Source organism: Vibrio sp. 2130-1 (genome assembly GCF_033339515.1).
The window spans coordinates 328,722-344,700 of sequence record NZ_JAWOUT010000005.1 but is presented as its reverse complement, the minus strand read 5'-3'; the positions used below and the strand labels follow the sequence as shown (position 1 = coordinate 344,700).

The following is a 15,979-nucleotide window of genomic DNA, read 5'->3' as shown; positions in this document are numbered from 1 at the left end:
ATAAATAAACACCCCTAACTTTAGGGGTGTTTATTTAGAAATCGGCTTTACGGACAAAGTGCGGGTTTTTGTACTTTTTCTGCGGACCAAACGATGATACGACAAGTTTGTTCCATAATGTTTTGTCAAACTCACCCTTTGGAATCGAAGGGTAGAGGGTTTCCTCTTCTTCTCTTGCAAAGTTCATATATTGTTTCTTTTTAATTTGATTGTACTTTTTGGCGATCTGGTTATGTTTTCTTACCCACTCCAGCTTGTAATTGTGGAGCACTTTTTCACCATCTTCGAGACTCATCCGAGATAGGAACAGTCGCTTGTATGAGACCTTTCTGTCCAGCATTGTGCGCATAACGGTTTGGATATATTTACCGTGATGCGTAATGGTAATGTCGTTTTCATCAATAGGAGTGACACACCAGCCTTTAGGTAAAAAGTCTGGCTTCTTAAATTGCTTATTACGCTCCATTAGCGCCTGATGTAAAACTAAATCAGAGGTGCCGCGGAACGTCTTTTGCCATTTACCGATACGAATTTGAATCGAACCAGGCAAGCGATAGATGTTAGTAAACTTATCTTTGTCCATGGACTTGTGTCATGAGATTAATGTGCATAATTAGAAAGCGGAATTCAGCCCAATGCCACAGGCAGTAGACTTAAGTACCGTACGATTTTACAACGACCTTGCGTGATATAGCGAGGGGTTATGTCAATAATAGGTAAGAAATAGAAAATTAGTTCACATTATGAAGAAATTGGAAGCTAACAAGGCTAAATTTTGAAGTTACACCAATTATGCCCATACCAACTAAATAAAAAGAAGGCACGGGCATAAAATCACACCGCTTCTTCGAGTTGCTTGGTGTCTTCTTCAATCTGTTGTAGATGTCGGTTTGCTTGCTGTAACTGATACATTTGAGCATAACGACCATTTTGCGTTAAGAGTGCTTTGTGTGTGCCTTTCTCAACTAACTCCCCATGATGAAGAACAATGATTTGGTCTGCATCTAGGATAGTTGAAAGCCGATGAGCAATAACAACGAGCGTCATGTCTTGTCTGAGTACCGCCAAGCTCTTTTGGATTAAAGCCTCTGTTCCTGAGTCAATATTTGCGGTTGCTTCATCTAATATCAATATCTTAGGTTTTACCACAAGCACACGTGCTAACGCCAAAAGCTGTTTCTGACCCGCAGATAAATTAGTTTCGCCTTGACCTAACTGCGTGTCTAGCCCGTTAGGGTAACGATGAATTTGTTCTGCCAAACCTACCTTGTCTAACGCATCCCATATTTGATTGTCATCAACCGCCCGACTGAGAGAGATGTTTTCTCTGACTGAAGCAGGGAGAATATGTGGATCTTGTTGAACCATTGCCACATCTTTGCGAAGTACGTCTTTCCCTAATGTTTTAAGTGGACGACCATCTATGAGCAGTTCACCACATTGCGTTGGATAAAAGCCCATTAACAGTGACGCTAATGTGCTTTTACCGCTTCCTGTATGCCCGACAAGCGCGATAAAGTCTTGGTGGTTGGCCTTCAACGAAATGTCTTTTAGGACGTCCTGTTTACCATCGTAGCTAAATGTGAGGTCTTTAAGTTCGATAGCACCTGACCTTAATGGTTGATGATCGCCCCCGTAAGTTTGTTCTTTCGCATCAATCAATTCAAAAACACGTTCGCTTGATACTAACGCCTGCTGAAGTAGAGCAAGTTGCTGAGTCATCTCAATTAGTGGTTCAGTAACTCGCGCAAGATAACTGATAAATGCATACAGTACCCCCACACCAATCAACTCAATACCATTAAAACCAAAGATCGCAACCAAGCAAAGCAACGCAAGACCAGCGAGTAAGTCCATTAATGGTCTTAGCAGATAGCCGTTTAGCCGAATCACTCGTTTAGATGCCACCAGATGCTCTGCGGTTAGCTCGTTGAACTGTTTATTAAAACGCTCTTCTTGTTGCATTAATTGGATGACACTCATCCCTTGAATGGATTCACTCAGATTCGCATTTATATTGGTCAATAGGTCACGCATCTTTCGGTAGCTTTCTGTACTTAGCTGCTTAAACAAGTACATAAAGCCGATGACGATCGGCAGCAATACAAGCACAACGAGTGTGAGCTTCCAACTCATGAAAAACATAACTCCAAGCATTACGACAATCATGACCACGTTTTTCACCACGGTCGCGATCAAAAGCTCATAAAATTGCTGTAAAGATTCCGTATCGTTGGTGATTCGCGACACCAATTTTCCAGCAGGAGTGTAATCAAACGCAGATAACGGCTGCTTAATCACGCCAGAAAATACTTGCTTACGAATCGCTTTGATCGTGTTAGCCGCGACAATGCTAAATTGCAATGACTGAAAATACTGGAATGTTGCCGATACGATCTGAAAAGCGATATAACCTACTGCTAGCGAAATCAGAACATTTTGTGAATAGTCACCTTTAGCGATGTGCTCATCAATGAAATATTGAATCAACCAAGGGCCGCCGGCGCTGGCTAACGCAGCAATAAACAGCAAGGCGAGTCCTTTAATCATTGGCTTTGGTTGAGATAATGGGTAAGACATTAACCGTTTAAACGTGCTGGTCTGGTTCATTCATTATTCCTCCATCGCCTGCTCTAGTTTCTGATACTCGAACATCTCGGCGTACCAGCCTTGATGCGCTAATAAAGCGCTATGTTGCCCACGTTCAGTAATGTGTCCGTGATTCAATACAATGATCTCGTCTGCTGCTTCCAAAGCGGTGAGGCGGTGCGCAATAACGATTAGGGCTTGATTACGGTAGTATGTTTCCAAATTCTTAAGGATTTGATGTTCGGTCCGTCCATCAACAGCGGAAAGTGCATCGTCCAAAACCAACACTTGAGCATTCAGCAGCATAGCGCGTGCTATCGCAATACGTTGTTTTTGCCCGCCGGAGAGTGTAATGCCTTTTTCACCAACTTCTGTTTGATAGCCTTCAGGAAACTTTTCAATATCGTCATGTATACAGGCTAACTTTGCTGCTCTATAGACTTCTTCTTTCTCTGCATTAGGGTTGCCTAAGGCAATATTGTCGAAGATAGATTTGGAGAATAGAAACGGACTTTGGTTAACGACAGCAAAGCGGTTTCGCCACTGTGGAAGTAGGGCATCCTTGATCTCGACATCACCGAATTTAATTGAGCCGTTTTCTAAATCATGTTGACGCAAAAGTAGTGTTAACAGGGTCGATTTTCCGCTTCCTACCGGCCCTGCAACTCCCAACATTTTTCCGGGTTCCAGTTCGATGTTTACTTCCGTCAAAGCGGGCGGTAAATCACTAGACCAATGGAAATCGGCGATATCAATTTTTAACGGAAGTGGTTTATTTTCTATTGGCTTATTGCCACTGATAATTTCTGGCTTTTCATCAAAGATCTCTTGTAATCGATTCCATGCAGCAGAGCCTCTTTCTAAAATGTTAAATAGGAATGCGAATGCCAGCATCGGCCATATCATCAACCCTAAATACATCGTAAATGCGGTCAGATCACCAAGCGTGATCTCACCTTTATCAACAAGGTAAGCACCAGCAGCGACACTAAGAAGGAAAGAAAGACCGATGGTTAACTGAATTGCCGGGTCAAATCTAGCATCGACTCTTGCGACAGCGATGTTCTTTTCGCCAGTATCATCCACAACCTCTTCAAAACGTTGCTGCTCTTGGTTTTCTAATCCGAAAGCACGCAGCATTCGCACGCCATTAAGTGACTCTTGTGTCATGTCTGACATGGTAGAAAAGGCTTCCTGAGCGACACGAAAGCGTTGATGTAGGATACGCACAATAAAGAAGATGATGATGGCAAGAAATGGCATTGGAAGAAGCGCCATTACGGTGAGCTTCCAGCTTACTTGCGTTACCATAATGATTAAAACCGCAATACCAGTGATCAAAGAGTCTGCGGCGGTTAAAACCCCTTCGCCGGCTGTCATAACGATATTACGCACATCATTAGTGCCACGAGCCATCAGATCCCCCGTCTTGTAACGTTCAAAAAAACGAGGTGGCTGTGTCGATAAATGCCTATATAGACGGTTACGTAGAATGGTCCCGAGCTCCCAGCTTGCGCCGAAAAGCCAAATTCGCCATAAGATGCGACACCCATAAATAGTAAAGATCAGTACAGTTAACCCTGAGAGCCATAGAATCAGCGTATTTGTATCTAAAGTGTTGTCTACGACGCCATCAACTATGATGCCAACTGCTTTGGGCGGAACAAGCTGTAGTGCTGATATCACAGCGAAAAGCAGAATGGATCCGACATAGTGCCTCCACTTTTGTTGGAAATACCAACGTAGCTGCCAGAATATTCTCATTACGCCTCCCGCTTTAAATTATTGAATTTGTTATAGAACTATTATTGAGCGAAATGATGAGTTTACAAGCACAAGTTATAGGCGGGTTTAAAAACGATAGATTGTTTCAATTATAGCCATGTGTCGGCGCAAATTACTGGTTTTATCTCTATGAGCTAACTGTGCGACGACATTATGTGAAATAGTTGTTAATGGTGGTTTTGGAGCCATTACCTTGCAATAACGATGAAGACACCAAAAGTAAAAGTGTTACTGCCACTCTCTATGGGAATTAGCAATCGTCAGTTTGTATTTTGTATTTCACTTGGCCACCAGGAGTTTCTGGGTAGTAAACTTCGACATAACACATATGTTCTGGACCAACAGGCTTGTTTGCAAAACCAATAAGGAAGTAGGGCTCGTCTGGGCTATCTACCCCATACCAAGTGTTAATAGTGAGTTGCGGATCAAAGCCTGCTAGCTCTTTTGCTGGAATAACATTTTTGATAAATCCAAAGTAACCAATTAGGTCGTTATGGCCGTCATTATCTAGATCAATGTTATATTGTATGCCGCCATCAACTGTCTCTTGAGATTGAATCACTGCTTTGGTGTAGACAAAGTTGTTGGCGGTCATGAGTGCTTCTCTGGCTCCATATAGAACCGCCACTCTGGCATCTTTTTGTAAGCCAAGAAATTTAGGAAATGCAACGACGCTTACAATACCAAGAATGATGATGCACACAATGAGTTCAATAAGAGTAAATCCTTGAGAGCGACGCACAGCCTTTCTCCATGTTTAGAAACGAATAGGCGGCTATTCTGATATAGAAACTTTCAGGTCAAGTATTAAAAAAGAATGGTAATAAGAGATCGGGATTGCAAATCTCAAATATAAAACAAGTTGCTTATTTTCGTGGTGGGGGAGTGATTTTGATAAAAACCAAGGAATGAACTCGAGAGGATAAAATCCTCCCGAGTAAAGCGACTAAGATTCGTGTGTCAGAGCACTGCTGTTACGTTTAAAAATGAATCGCCAAATAAATAAGACAATTGCGATGTAACCTAATCCTACACCAAGCGCTTGCCAGTGCATGCCGTTATACATTGCGATTGGCATCAAAGAGATGATGAAGATGTCAGTGATTGAGCCTGGGACATAAGCGATGGCGTAATCATCAAGTACCTTGCTACGCATCTTTGGATCAACAATACGAAGTAGAGCAATGCCCATAGCTACCGTACCGGTCAACCAACCCCAAGAGAAAATGCCTTTCTCGAACCAATCTTCTCCCATGATACGTGGGGCAACCCAGAAGATTAGCCATAGTGTGAAGGCGATACCGCCGATTGCAAGCGCTACCATCGGCATTAAATACTGGGCTAGGACGGTAATCTTGATGGCTGAGATACCAAAGATAATCAAATAATCGGTACTGATGCCCGCAGCGTGTTTGAATGCACCGTCACAAAGATAGCGTGAAGCTTTCGTTTGTTTCGCGACGATTCGCACGAGCATGCCGCCAAGGAAGCCAGTTACGAACGTAGGGATTTGTACCTTATCGTGGAAAGAAGATAAGTAGTTAGCCGCTACATACGAGAAAGCTGTTACCACTACAACCAACGCCGCGTGAATCGCAAAAGAATCAACCGACAGGGAAGACATGGTGTCTTTCATTACCGGTTCTTGATCATCAGGCTTAACAAGGCCTTTGCGTTCGTGTTCGTCCATGCTGTCGAAGGTCGTAAAGCTACGAATCCAACCCATCTTCAATGCGAATTGCAGCATGAGCATGCCGACAGAAATCGAGATGAAAATACCCACGGTTGCGAACGTTAAGCCAAGTGTGAAGCCATCTTCCCAGCCAAGCCCCGTGAAGATTTCACCAACAACAGATGCAGAGCCATGTCCGCCCATAAAACCCGCAGACATTGTCACACCAAAGCCAGGATTAATCTCTGGCCAGAAGAAGGTTGTGAGAACTAGACCAAACATTGCCGCAAACAACCACTGAGAAACAGAAGCGATTTGGTTAAACGCCCACAATGAGCCAGCACGCTGTGCGACGGTTTTAGGTGATGGAACATACGTTGCCAGACCTAACGCAGAAAAAAGTGCAGCAGTTAATAGGCTTGCGTTAGCGGTAAACGTATCGGTCCAAGGAAGTACGTCTAACAGGGCTGGTCCAAAAATTAGACCGAATAATCCTGCGAGAACCGCCGATGGAATGTACATACGCTGTAGTAATGGCGCGTGAACGCGAATGACTTTTGCCAAAATCAATAGTAAGCCAGCGATGGCTAAGTCAGTCAGCATTAGACCTTTAGGCATCTTATCCTCCAGTAAATGCAGTCAAGGGGTAGCGTCCTTGTGACCTACCTTGAATAAAAATCTCTCTCAAGCCAAAAAGCCACATACGTGACTAAAAGCGTTGAGAAATCAATGTCGTTTTCATAAGCAAAGGAATGTGCTTATGCAATTTGAAATGAGTGTAAATGTTGTGATTGCACACGAACAGGAAGAGAAATTTGATGAAATTTCTCGATGTTATTTTGATAGTTCACTCAGGAAAGGCGGCAATCCTAGTCACTTTGTCAGAGCAATGCAATTGATGGGAATCAACAAATAGTGTTCACTAAATGAGCGTTCTATACTAACGGCCTGAAAAATAAAGACAATTAACAAGAAATAATATTTGTCATATCGACAATAAAAGTTGATTGAGTGGTTAAATTGTCGCCGCTTTATGAGGTGGTGTTACGGATTCACATGCGAAAGAACAAAATCAACCAAGGTGCGGTTTTTAAGGGAAAGCTGTTTTGAACGGTAAAGCAGGTGGATCGGTTTTGGCTTGGGAGTATGTTGCTGGAGAATTTCTACCAAGGCACCAGATTGAATTTCCTGTTCAACTAAGATCTTTGGTTGAAGAAGAACACCAGAGCCTTTTAACGCGGCAAACTTAAGCACATCACCATTATTAGACGTTAATCGGGTGTTGCTGTTTCCAAAGGTATTAGATGGCATGTTCACCACCTGTTGGCTTTCCCCTTGGTGGTACTGAAATCCCAAACAATGATGATGTTCAAGGTCATCAAGCGATTGGATAGGGGCATGCAGCTTAAGATAAGAGGGTGAGGCGCAGTAAGTCATGTCGTATTGCCCGAGTTTTCTTGCAACTAACGATGAATCGACCAACTCACCAATACGAATAATCACGTCTGCTTCGCTTCGATATGGGTCAATCAAACTGTTATCCAACATTAACTCAACGTTCAGTTCGGGAAATTCTGCTAAGAAGTCAGCCACGATGGGCGCAATCACCTTTTTACCATAGGTAACTGGGCAGTTAACTTTTACTGTTCCAGTTGGGCGGTTGATCAGCGTCTGGATTAGGTTCTCTGCGTTGGTGATGTCTTCAATAATGCGGTGGCACTCTTGATAGTAGAGTCTGCCAGCTTCGGTCAAGGACTGTTTGCGCGTGGTGCGATGAATCAGCTGCGTACCTAAGCTTTGCTCAAGAAAGCTCATGTGCTTGCCAACCATGGTCGGTGAAATATCAAAGTGGTGTGCTGCATTACGAAAGCTGCCGTGTTCGACCACGTAAGCGAAAACTTTCATGCTTGTTAATTTATCCATTGCACACCCAGAGTTGATAAAGAAATAACTAAAGCAGAGTTTATCAATCAAATGAGGTTAATTACAGTGGGCGTATGATTAAGAATGGAGAAAGAGATCCATCATGAGCGAGACGATTTTTGTTACCGCCGAACTGAAAATGAATGCCGATAAGCCAAGACAACAAGTGGTTGAAGCCATTGAACAATTTTGCCTTGATATGCAAAGCGAAGCGGGGTGCTTGCAAGCGAATGCGACCTACGATTCTAAAGATCCACAACGTGTGATTATTTGGGAGCGATATGAAAACCGCACCGCGATTGAAGCGCATTTTGCTATGTCGCATACACAAGCGTTCATTGCAGCTGAAATGGCAGAGTTAGTCCAAGCATTCGAAACCCAAGCTCAATAGGAGACGTGAACATGAAATGGGGCATTTTAGGCACAAGCTTTATCTCAGGTGTCATGGCTGAGGCAATCCAAGGCGATGACAAGAGTGAACTGTACGCTGTTGCTGGGCGTTCGGAGCAGAACTTAAAGACATTCGCTGAGCAATATGGCATCGAGAATACGTTCAACGATTACGATGCGTTGATTGCCGATGAGCAAGTCGACATTATTTACATCGCATTGCCAAATCACCTTCATCATGACTTTATCGTTAAAGCGGCAGAGCAGGGAAAAGCGATCCTGTGTGAAAAGTCACTGTCGGTAGATATGGAAAAAACCGAGTTGGCACTAAAAGCAGTCGAAACGCACCAGGTATTCTTTGCTGAAGGTTTGATGTACTTGCATCACCCGTTGATCAGCGAGTTGGTTTCGGTGCTTAAATCGGGAGAGGTTGGTGAACTTCGCTCCATCCATACGTCTTATATTGCATCGATTGCGCAGTTTGTTAATCCAGACAGTAAAGGTGCTTTGTATAATTTAGGTTGTTACCCAATGTCATTGGTGCATTTGGTTGTGAAAACCATGTTGGGTCAGCAAACCTTTGAGAACCGTTCAATGACAGCGATTGGTCGACAAGGTAACGATGGGAATATCTGTGAATCGAGTTTGATGATGCAATTTGGTGAGCAACAAACGGTGAGCGTACATACTGCCGAAGATCATGGATTGAAACACCAGTTCACCATCCTGGGTAGCAAAGGCTGTATTACGCTAGATTCAAACCCATGGCTACCAACGCAAGATAACCAGTTTAGTGTGGAAATTTACGAGACGTCGAAGCGTGAAGTGTCTGTACCGGCTGCAGGGGACGCTTTCTTCTATCAAGTGCGCAATATTCGCCAAGCGGTTGAAGCAGGGCGTACCTCGTTAGAAAACCCTTGTGCAACATGGGAAGACTCTCACCGTATTATGCAGCTACTGACTGAGTGGGAATCACTGGCTTCAAAGTAAGTGTGTACTTGAACCAATGAACATAAAAACGGCGCACTAAATACAATATTTGGTGCGCCGTTTTTTTATTTTGTGTTCAGTCTGGATTAAATGCGATTATCGCCGGTGCTGAACGCAATGATTTGGCTGATCTCAGACAGGCTTCTGCCACTTTCTTGCTGCCATTGAACAAACGCTTTGTTGGTTGCATCGAGCGATTTTTTCGTATCTTTGCCACCTTCAATGATCTTGCAATTACGCAGGTAAGCTTCAACGTCGCTAGACAAGATGAAGGTATCAACGCCCATTTGACGCAGTGTGTAAGGGCCTGTATTTCCGCCTAGGCGATTACCGCGTTTCTTCAAATACGCCCACAGGTCGGTGATTTTCTCTTGCGGCCAATCGGCAACCATTTTGCCAAACGAGCCATATTCGATTTTTGCTTCGTGGATCATACGTGCGTTGGCAGGAATCGACATGACTTTAGTGAGGTGGCGAATGATGCGTTTGTCGGTTGCTTTGGTTTCCCATTGCTCGTCTGACAGCATCAACAGCGGCTCAATCTTAAATCCGAAGAATACTTCTTCGAAGTTCGGCCACTTGTTGCGAACCACGCTCCACGAAATCCCACTTTGGAATACCTTCATTGAAAAAGCGGCCAGCCAACGGTCATCGGGAATCGCAGCCAGTTCCTCTTTGCTTAGTGGATGAGACAAAAGCGCTTCAAGTTGATCTTCACCACCTTTACGCTCTGCAGCACGCTGATAAATCGCGTCAAATTTTTCGATACTCATAAAAGAAGTTAGTCCTAGTTTATGTCGATATTTGCGAAACATACTACGCTTAAGTGGCTGAATCGTAAATTGATGGAGTGTCACAAATGAAGAAGGTCACATTAACGTTTGTCGGAGAAGGTTCGGATCGTATTGCGGAAAAATTCTATGCGTGGATGACGGACGGTGGGTTGGAAGACAGCATGATTGAGAATTTATCTGACCGTGAAATCTCAGTGGTCGGCATCAGTGATATGGATAATGAAACGCGTGATGTGGTAATCAATACGGAAATGAACTAACGAGTCGTTTTTCGTGAGCTATTAGAATCAGATAAAACAAAGCCCTTCACGAGAAGGGCTTTGTTGCGTTTATGAGCATGGGAGCTTAGTTGTTTACCAGCGTCAAACCGCTTGGCAGTGCATCACCGAAGATACGTTTCGATTCACTCTCAGATAGCTCTTTGACTTCTTCAACCAATGATACCCATGATTCAGGCACTTTACTTTGCTTCAACTTAGCCAGTACCTGCTCACGGTAGTCGTCTGAGATATCAAATAGTCGGTCGCCTGTTTTACGACAAATCATTACGGCTGCAAACGCGATCATTGGCTCTTTCTGCCAGTTCTGCTCTAACAGTTTAGGCAGCCACTGTTCCGCTTGTTCACGAGGAACGACGTTATGCTGACTGCCATATAAAGGCGTACGTGATGCCAAGCGACCCATTGCCCACCAGTGTGCTTGTTCAAACTGGTTTTGGTTGATCGCTTTACTCAAGAACCACGTTGCCAATAGAACTTTATCTTCCACTTCTAGATGCTCTAGAGAGGCTGAAAGACGCACCATGGATTCGTAACCCATGTCTTGTGCCGCTTTGGCGGATTGTGGGTTTTTCATCGCGCCGGGATGCAGATATTTTGCGATGTCTGCCAAAATGGTTTCTTGTTGTTCTTGGCTTAGACCGCCCGCGATACGTCGCCAGAATACCCACCAGTCTGTCCAACCTTGATGGTTTTTGAACTGAATATTTTGTTGATACAGTCCCCAAACTTGCTCAATACGCCAAGAGTCTGTTGGATCGCCAAAGCCCGGACGCAGTGCAAAGCCCGCCAAACGAAGCCAGTTTTTCTCGTGTTGTTCAGAACGACGGCGACGCTTACGACCTTGCGCAAAGGTATCAAACAGTTGACGTAGGGTAGTGAAATCCCACTCGTCACGTTTGCCCAGTTTCTTCTCAAGATCTTTGGCTAAGGTTTTGATCTCTTTGCTTTCCGCGCTTTTCTTATTACCGCTGTAAAGGCGAGCGATCAGCTCCTTACATTCATTCAGTTTAGGGTGAAGCTTAACTTGCTCGCTGTCATCGGTTTGCTTGTTACGAACTTCGAACTCCAGCTCCCAACGTTTGCTCTCGTCTTCTGCGCTGACACATTCCATCTTAAGCGTACCGACTTCGGTCAACTGACACGCCAGTTGCACTTCTACGCGCTCTTTCTGGTTGGCTTGCAGTTCGGCACCTTCACCTTCAAGGGTGGTGATATAAGGCGGCAGAGGAGCAAATAAGTCAGGATCAACGTCCACCATCACACCGTTTTGAATGGCAGTGTTATTGGTTAAGGTGTCGTGGGTAGAAGTCAGCAGGTTAAAGCGAACGGGCTCACCTAGGGTAAGTGAGAAGCGACGACCACTTAAGCGGATCTCGTGTCCTTCTTCTGTACCTTTTGCAAGCAAACAGAGCGCTTTGCCCATCTTGTTCTTCTCTTGAAGGTGCAAGAAGTAAGAACGCGCTGCGCCACCACCAATTTTTAGCTGTGCACCACGACGCGCTTTACCAAACGCAACGGCACCCAGTGCAACAGACCAATCTGGATGTGGGTTATCTAATACCGTAACCGGAGCGCCTCGCCAATCGGACAGTAGGGTAGTGACTCGTTCAGTCACAAGTTCACTGTTGAACACACCACCGTTGAGTAGCAAACCGACTGGAATGGCATTTTGTTTGTCGTCTTCAATGCCAAGAGCGGCACGAGCAACTTGTTGGTGCTGAGTTAAGAACTCGGCAACGTGTTTGCTCACAGCTGGGTCAGCAACGTATGGAAGACCAAACTCGACGACGGCGCTGCGGCGCTTGTCTGGTACTTCACTGAAATCAGAAAGCGGGAAGAAGCCATCTAAAGCGATTTGGTGCACTTCTTGTTTGCTCAGCCCAATACTCTTTGTTCCGCCAAGAAGTTTCGAGCCGCTACCCAGCATGGTGATCTTCACTTCTTCAGGTGCACTTGCTGAAAGTAGGCTTTCTTTCGCCTTGCGAGTTTGCTGAATCAGCTTAGTTAGGCTTGCTGCAGTGAGTTTTTTGTTTTGACTGAAGCGACTTTCAGCAAGGTGCGCTAACGCTAAGTCGAGGTTATCACCCCCTAGCATTAAGTGTTCACCAACGCCAATACGATCAAGTGCTAAGTCGCTATTGGTGAACTTAGCTTCTATCAGGCTTAAGTCTGTTGTACCACCACCCACATCGCAAACAAGGATTAGTGGCAGATCTTTTAATTCGTCAGCTGCGGTTTGCTGGTGGCGTGCGTACCAGTCGTAACATACGGCTTGTGGTTCTTCGAGCAGGACGATTTTTTTCAAACCTGCCAACTCAGCGGCTTCAAGCGTGAGTTTACGAGCGGTTTCATCGAACGACGCTGGAACGGTCACAACCACATCTTGGTCTTCTAGCTTATTGCTAGGGTGACGGTAGTTCCATGCTTGACGAATGTGGTTGAGGTAGCTTGCGCTGGCAATAACGGGTGAGACTTTATCTACGTCTTGCGCACCAGCCCAAGGAAGAATGTCTGAACTACGATCCACTGCTTGGTGCGATAGCCAGCTTTTAGCACTGGATACCTGACGTCCTTCCACCTTAGCGCCTAATTCACGAGCCCATTCACCCACGATCACATTACTAATGTCGCCAGAGACAGGTTCGTTTTCCCAAGGAAGTGTTAGGTCAGAAGGGGAGATTTGACCAACTGCAGGGTGATAGCGGAAAGAGGGCAGCAATGGTTTACGAACCACTTCACCCGGACCAATCAATTGGTCTATGTCGAATAGGGATACTTCGGATTGTTCAAGGTTGTCGGTGATTTCACAATACGCCACCACAGTGTTTGTGGTGCCAAGGTCAATACCAACAAGAAAACGAGGAGATGCCATACAAACCTTCGTGTATTTAAAAACGGCACCCGATTGGATGCCGTTTGATTTCTATTTATTCTTCTTCGTTTGAGTTGCTTTTCGCGTCTTCGCGCACATCGAACTCAACATGCCATTTTTGACCGTTATCAGCGGCAATGGCTTCTAAGTAAAGCGTACCAAGTTCTGTGACGCGAGAGGCTAGGGTTACAGGAACCACTTCACCTTCACGGCGACCTTCAGATACAGGCAGAGTTACTTGGATTTCTGGAAGCTCTTCAAGCTCTTCTGGTGCCCAGTAGTCTAGGTGAGTACCTGCTAGGTCATCACGACGAACCGTTGAGCCGAAGAACTGGAAGTTAACTGGCTGACCGATGATCAAACCAAACTCTTGGCTTGGTACGTCAACGCTTGAACCTTCTTCCATACCAAATGGTGCAACACACAGTGCTTCCATTGGAGGCGCCATGCCCGGAATCGCAGGCATCGCACTCTCGATACCCACGTAGTACGCTGAAGCAATACCGCCACGGATACGAACACCTTGACCACGACGCACAGAGCCGTAGTAAGCCGCACCGCTAGCAACCGCAAGGTCTAGATCCACACCTGTTAGGCGTTTCGCCATTTCAGCATCTGCTTCTAGTAGCCATTCGTTGATCGTGTCTTCTAGACGAGTTGCTAGAAGTTTCGATTTCAGAACACCACCGTTGAATAGGATTGCTGTTGGCTTGATGAAGTCAGCTGACTGCGCTGCATCCGAACCTGGCATACCAGGCATGTTAGCGAATGGGTTGAAATCTTGAGCTGCTGCTTCTGCGCCATTTCCTGAAGTAGAAAGGGCATTAGCTTGCTTAGACAAGAACGCTGCAATGTGACGAGTAATGCCCGCATCTTGTGCGTAAGGCAGACCCATTTGCGTTAGTGCACCACGGCTACGTTGAACAGGGTGGTCCGTAATCGCAACTTGAGGGAAGAAGCCGTCAACCAGTGTTTGTTGTACTTCTTCTTGAGTCAGTTCTGTTTTTAGCGTTGCGCCAAGCAGTTTAGAACCACGGCTTGGTACCACGATTGGCACTGACTGAAGCTCGCTGTCGTTCAATAGCGCTTCTTTAGCGTCACGACATGCGTGCGTCATTGCCTGAACTTGCCATGGCTGTAGCTCTTTGCCTTCTTGCGCTAGCTTCATCTTCAAGCGGTACGCAAGTGCAAGGTCCATGTTGTCACCGCCAAGTAGGATGTGTTCACCTACCGCAATACGGTTCAGAGTTAGGTTGCCGTCGTCTTCAGTTACTTCAACCAAAGAAAGGTCGGTTGTACCACCACCGATATCGACCACAAGCACGATGTCGCCAACTTCAACTTCGTCGCGCCATTTGTCGTTGCTGTTATCGATCCAGTTGTAAAGTGCAGCTTGTGGCTCTTCTAGAAGTGTTAGGTGCACAAAACCAACGTTGCGTGCTGCTTCTGCAGTTAGATCGCGAGCAGCAGGATCAAAAGAAGCAGGAACCGTAATGGTTACGTCTTGATCGGCAAGGTTGTGATTTGGGTTCGCGTGATTCCAAGCGTCTTTTAGGTGCTCTAGGTAAAGCTCTGTCGCACGAAGAGGGGATACTTTTTCCACTTCTTCTGGGCTACCTGCTGGCAGGAAAGCATCACGACGGTTCACACCTGCGTGGCAAAGCCAAGATTTCGCACTTGCAACAAGACGAATTGGTGTTTTTGAACCTAGGTTACGTGCAATTGCACCAACTAGAGCTTTTGGCTCGCTCGACCACGGAAGAACGCGTGATTGCGGGTTCATTTCGTGTTCGTGTGGTTGGTAAAGGAAAGAGCCTAATTGGCTGCGAGTCTCTACCGTACCCGGCGCAGTCAACTGCGGGATAGGCATCACTTCAACGCGAGCGTCTTCGTCGTGAGTATCAACAAAAGACATCACACAGTGTGTTGTACCTAAGTCGATACCAACACTGAATTTAGGCGTCTGTTGAGTTTCAACAGACACTTCTTGAGAATGGTTTTCTTGGTTCATGTGTTCCATTACAGCTCAACCTCAGCTGGAGCGATCACAGATGCGTCGTAGTTCTCAGCCAGTTTAGGCAACGTCATTGATGTTGCCTTCCAACCTTTGTGAACTAGCGTGCCGTTAAATGGCGCGCTGCCTGTTACGTTGCCAGTTAGGCGGATTTCTTGTGGGTTGAAGCCTTCTTCAACCGTAATGCGAGTTTCTTCGTCTTCGTTACGAACGTGCGCTAGCGTCACGTAGTCGTTCAGTACTTTCTGACCACCAGTGTGGATTACGCGAGCGGCTGCGCCTACTTCTTCATCAGAGAATGACGTTAGGTCTTCTTTTAAGAAGTCAATCAGACGAGCTTCTTGTTGCATGATAGAAAGCAGCTGCATTGCAGAGTCCGTTGATGCTGTTGCAAGTTTTGATTCAACTTCTACAACACGCTCTACGACTTTCTCTACTTCTACTACTTTTTCTACTTCAACGATCTTCTCAACTGGTTTCTCAACCTCGACGATTTTCTCGACTGGTTTTTCTACCACTTTCTCGACCACTTTTGATTTGCGCGACACTGCAACTAGAAGAAGCAAAACGCTCGATGCGGTTAGGCCAGCGTGAAGCATATCGAACGTTTGAGGAATTAGGTTCAAATCAATGTTCATGACGTTTTTTCTCTTTCTATTGATTTATTGG

Annotated in this window: 14 protein-coding genes; 4 read left to right on the top strand and 10 right to left on the bottom strand. The window is 45.4% G+C overall.

Annotation, left to right across the window (positions count from 1 at the left end; translation table 11 throughout):
- Positions 1-34 precede the first annotated feature (34 nt).
- The 5 genes from R7Q09_RS10115 to R7Q09_RS10095 form a co-directional block, all read right to left on the bottom strand.
- Positions 35-583 (bottom strand): hypothetical protein, encoded by a 549-nt coding sequence (locus tag R7Q09_RS10115; protein ID WP_005377712.1) that lies wholly within the window; start codon positions 581-583, stop codon positions 35-37.
- A 251-nt stretch (positions 584-834) separates the two neighbouring features.
- On the bottom strand, positions 835-2,610 hold the full coding sequence (locus tag R7Q09_RS10110) for an ABC transporter transmembrane domain-containing protein (RefSeq protein ID WP_318070726.1): 1,776 nt from the start codon (positions 2,608-2,610) through the stop codon (positions 835-837).
- A gap of 3 nt (positions 2,611-2,613) precedes the next feature.
- Positions 2,614-4,353 (bottom strand): ABC transporter transmembrane domain-containing protein, encoded by a 1,740-nt coding sequence (locus R7Q09_RS10105; protein ID WP_318070727.1) that lies wholly within the window; start codon positions 4,351-4,353, stop codon positions 2,614-2,616.
- Between the two features lie 271 nt (positions 4,354-4,624).
- A complete protein-coding gene (locus R7Q09_RS10100) occupies positions 4,625-5,116 on the bottom strand; it encodes a type II secretion system protein (protein ID WP_005377704.1) in 492 nt (163 codons plus the stop codon).
- Positions 5,117-5,320: 204 nt separating this feature from the next.
- Positions 5,321-6,664, bottom strand: coding sequence for a sodium/glutamate symporter (locus R7Q09_RS10095; protein WP_318070728.1), 1,344 nt, complete (start codon positions 6,662-6,664; stop codon positions 5,321-5,323).
- 142 nt (positions 6,665-6,806) lie between these two features.
- Between R7Q09_RS10095 and R7Q09_RS10090 the strand changes: the two genes are divergently transcribed.
- A complete protein-coding gene (locus tag R7Q09_RS10090) occupies positions 6,807-6,962 on the top strand; it encodes a hypothetical protein (protein ID WP_154204611.1) in 156 nt (51 codons plus the stop codon).
- Between the two features lie 128 nt (positions 6,963-7,090).
- Here R7Q09_RS10090 and R7Q09_RS10085 read toward each other — a convergent pair whose 3' ends face one another.
- Positions 7,091-7,969, bottom strand: coding sequence for a LysR family transcriptional regulator (locus R7Q09_RS10085; protein ID WP_054579469.1), 879 nt, complete (start codon positions 7,967-7,969; stop codon positions 7,091-7,093).
- A 103-nt stretch (positions 7,970-8,072) separates the two neighbouring features.
- Between R7Q09_RS10085 and R7Q09_RS10080 the strand changes: the two genes are divergently transcribed.
- Both R7Q09_RS10080 and R7Q09_RS10075 read left to right on the top strand, forming a co-directional pair.
- Entirely contained in the window at positions 8,073-8,360 is a 288-nt protein-coding gene (locus R7Q09_RS10080; protein ID WP_318070729.1) for a putative quinol monooxygenase, read from the top strand.
- A gap of 11 nt (positions 8,361-8,371) precedes the next feature.
- Positions 8,372-9,349, top strand: a complete 978-nt coding sequence (locus R7Q09_RS10075) for a Gfo/Idh/MocA family protein (protein WP_262644202.1) — start codon at positions 8,372-8,374, stop codon at positions 9,347-9,349.
- An 86-nt stretch (positions 9,350-9,435) separates the two neighbouring features.
- Here the strand turns inward: R7Q09_RS10075 and R7Q09_RS10070 are convergent, their stop codons facing one another.
- Complete coding sequence (locus R7Q09_RS10070; protein ID WP_005377694.1) at positions 9,436-10,122, bottom strand: DNA-3-methyladenine glycosylase I; 687 nt, start codon at positions 10,120-10,122, stop codon at positions 9,436-9,438.
- Between the two features lie 86 nt (positions 10,123-10,208).
- Between R7Q09_RS10070 and R7Q09_RS10065 the strand changes: the two genes are divergently transcribed.
- The gene (locus tag R7Q09_RS10065) at positions 10,209-10,403 is read left to right on the top strand and encodes a hypothetical protein (RefSeq protein WP_005377692.1); all 195 of its coding nucleotides are present in this window, start codon (positions 10,209-10,211) and stop codon (positions 10,401-10,403) included.
- Between the two features lie 85 nt (positions 10,404-10,488).
- Here R7Q09_RS10065 and R7Q09_RS10060 read toward each other — a convergent pair whose 3' ends face one another.
- From R7Q09_RS10060 to R7Q09_RS10050, 3 genes are read right to left on the bottom strand one after another with little or no spacing between them, the layout of a single operon-like run.
- Complete coding sequence (locus R7Q09_RS10060; protein WP_318070730.1) at positions 10,489-13,296, bottom strand: Hsp70 family protein; 2,808 nt, start codon at positions 13,294-13,296, stop codon at positions 10,489-10,491.
- Between the two features lie 55 nt (positions 13,297-13,351).
- Positions 13,352-15,316 (bottom strand): Hsp70 family protein, encoded by a 1,965-nt coding sequence (locus R7Q09_RS10055; RefSeq protein WP_253656894.1) that lies wholly within the window; start codon positions 15,314-15,316, stop codon positions 13,352-13,354.
- Complete coding sequence (locus R7Q09_RS10050) at positions 15,316-15,948, bottom strand: DUF2760 domain-containing protein (protein WP_017634945.1); 633 nt, start codon at positions 15,946-15,948, stop codon at positions 15,316-15,318. Before R7Q09_RS10050 ends, R7Q09_RS10055 begins: the two co-directional genes overlap by 1 nt.
- Positions 15,949-15,979: the final 31 nt, after the last annotated feature.

Coding starts and splice junctions, on each gene's coding strand:
- R7Q09_RS10115 (WP_005377712.1), bottom strand. CDS start 583: ATGGACAAAGATAAGTTTACTAACATCTATCGCTTGCCTGGTTCGATT.
- R7Q09_RS10110 (WP_318070726.1), bottom strand. CDS start 2,610: ATGAACCAGACCAGCACGTTTAAACGGTTAATGTCTTACCCATTATCT.
- R7Q09_RS10105 (WP_318070727.1), bottom strand. CDS start 4,353: ATGAGAATATTCTGGCAGCTACGTTGGTATTTCCAACAAAAGTGGAGG.
- R7Q09_RS10095 (WP_318070728.1), bottom strand. CDS start 6,664: ATGCCTAAAGGTCTAATGCTGACTGACTTAGCCATCGCTGGCTTACTA.
- R7Q09_RS10090 (WP_154204611.1), top strand. CDS start 6,807: ATGCAATTTGAAATGAGTGTAAATGTTGTGATTGCACACGAACAGGAA.
- R7Q09_RS10085 (WP_054579469.1), bottom strand. CDS start 7,969: ATGGATAAATTAACAAGCATGAAAGTTTTCGCTTACGTGGTCGAACAC.
- R7Q09_RS10080 (WP_318070729.1), top strand. CDS start 8,073: ATGAGCGAGACGATTTTTGTTACCGCCGAACTGAAAATGAATGCCGAT.
- R7Q09_RS10075 (WP_262644202.1), top strand. CDS start 8,372: ATGAAATGGGGCATTTTAGGCACAAGCTTTATCTCAGGTGTCATGGCT.
- R7Q09_RS10070 (WP_005377694.1), bottom strand. CDS start 10,122: ATGAGTATCGAAAAATTTGACGCGATTTATCAGCGTGCTGCAGAGCGT.
- R7Q09_RS10065 (WP_005377692.1), top strand. CDS start 10,209: ATGAAGAAGGTCACATTAACGTTTGTCGGAGAAGGTTCGGATCGTATT.
- R7Q09_RS10060 (WP_318070730.1), bottom strand. CDS start 13,296: ATGGCATCTCCTCGTTTTCTTGTTGGTATTGACCTTGGCACCACAAAC.
- R7Q09_RS10055 (WP_253656894.1), bottom strand. CDS start 15,316: ATGGAACACATGAACCAAGAAAACCATTCTCAAGAAGTGTCTGTTGAA.
- R7Q09_RS10050 (WP_017634945.1), bottom strand. CDS start 15,948: ATGAACATTGATTTGAACCTAATTCCTCAAACGTTCGATATGCTTCAC.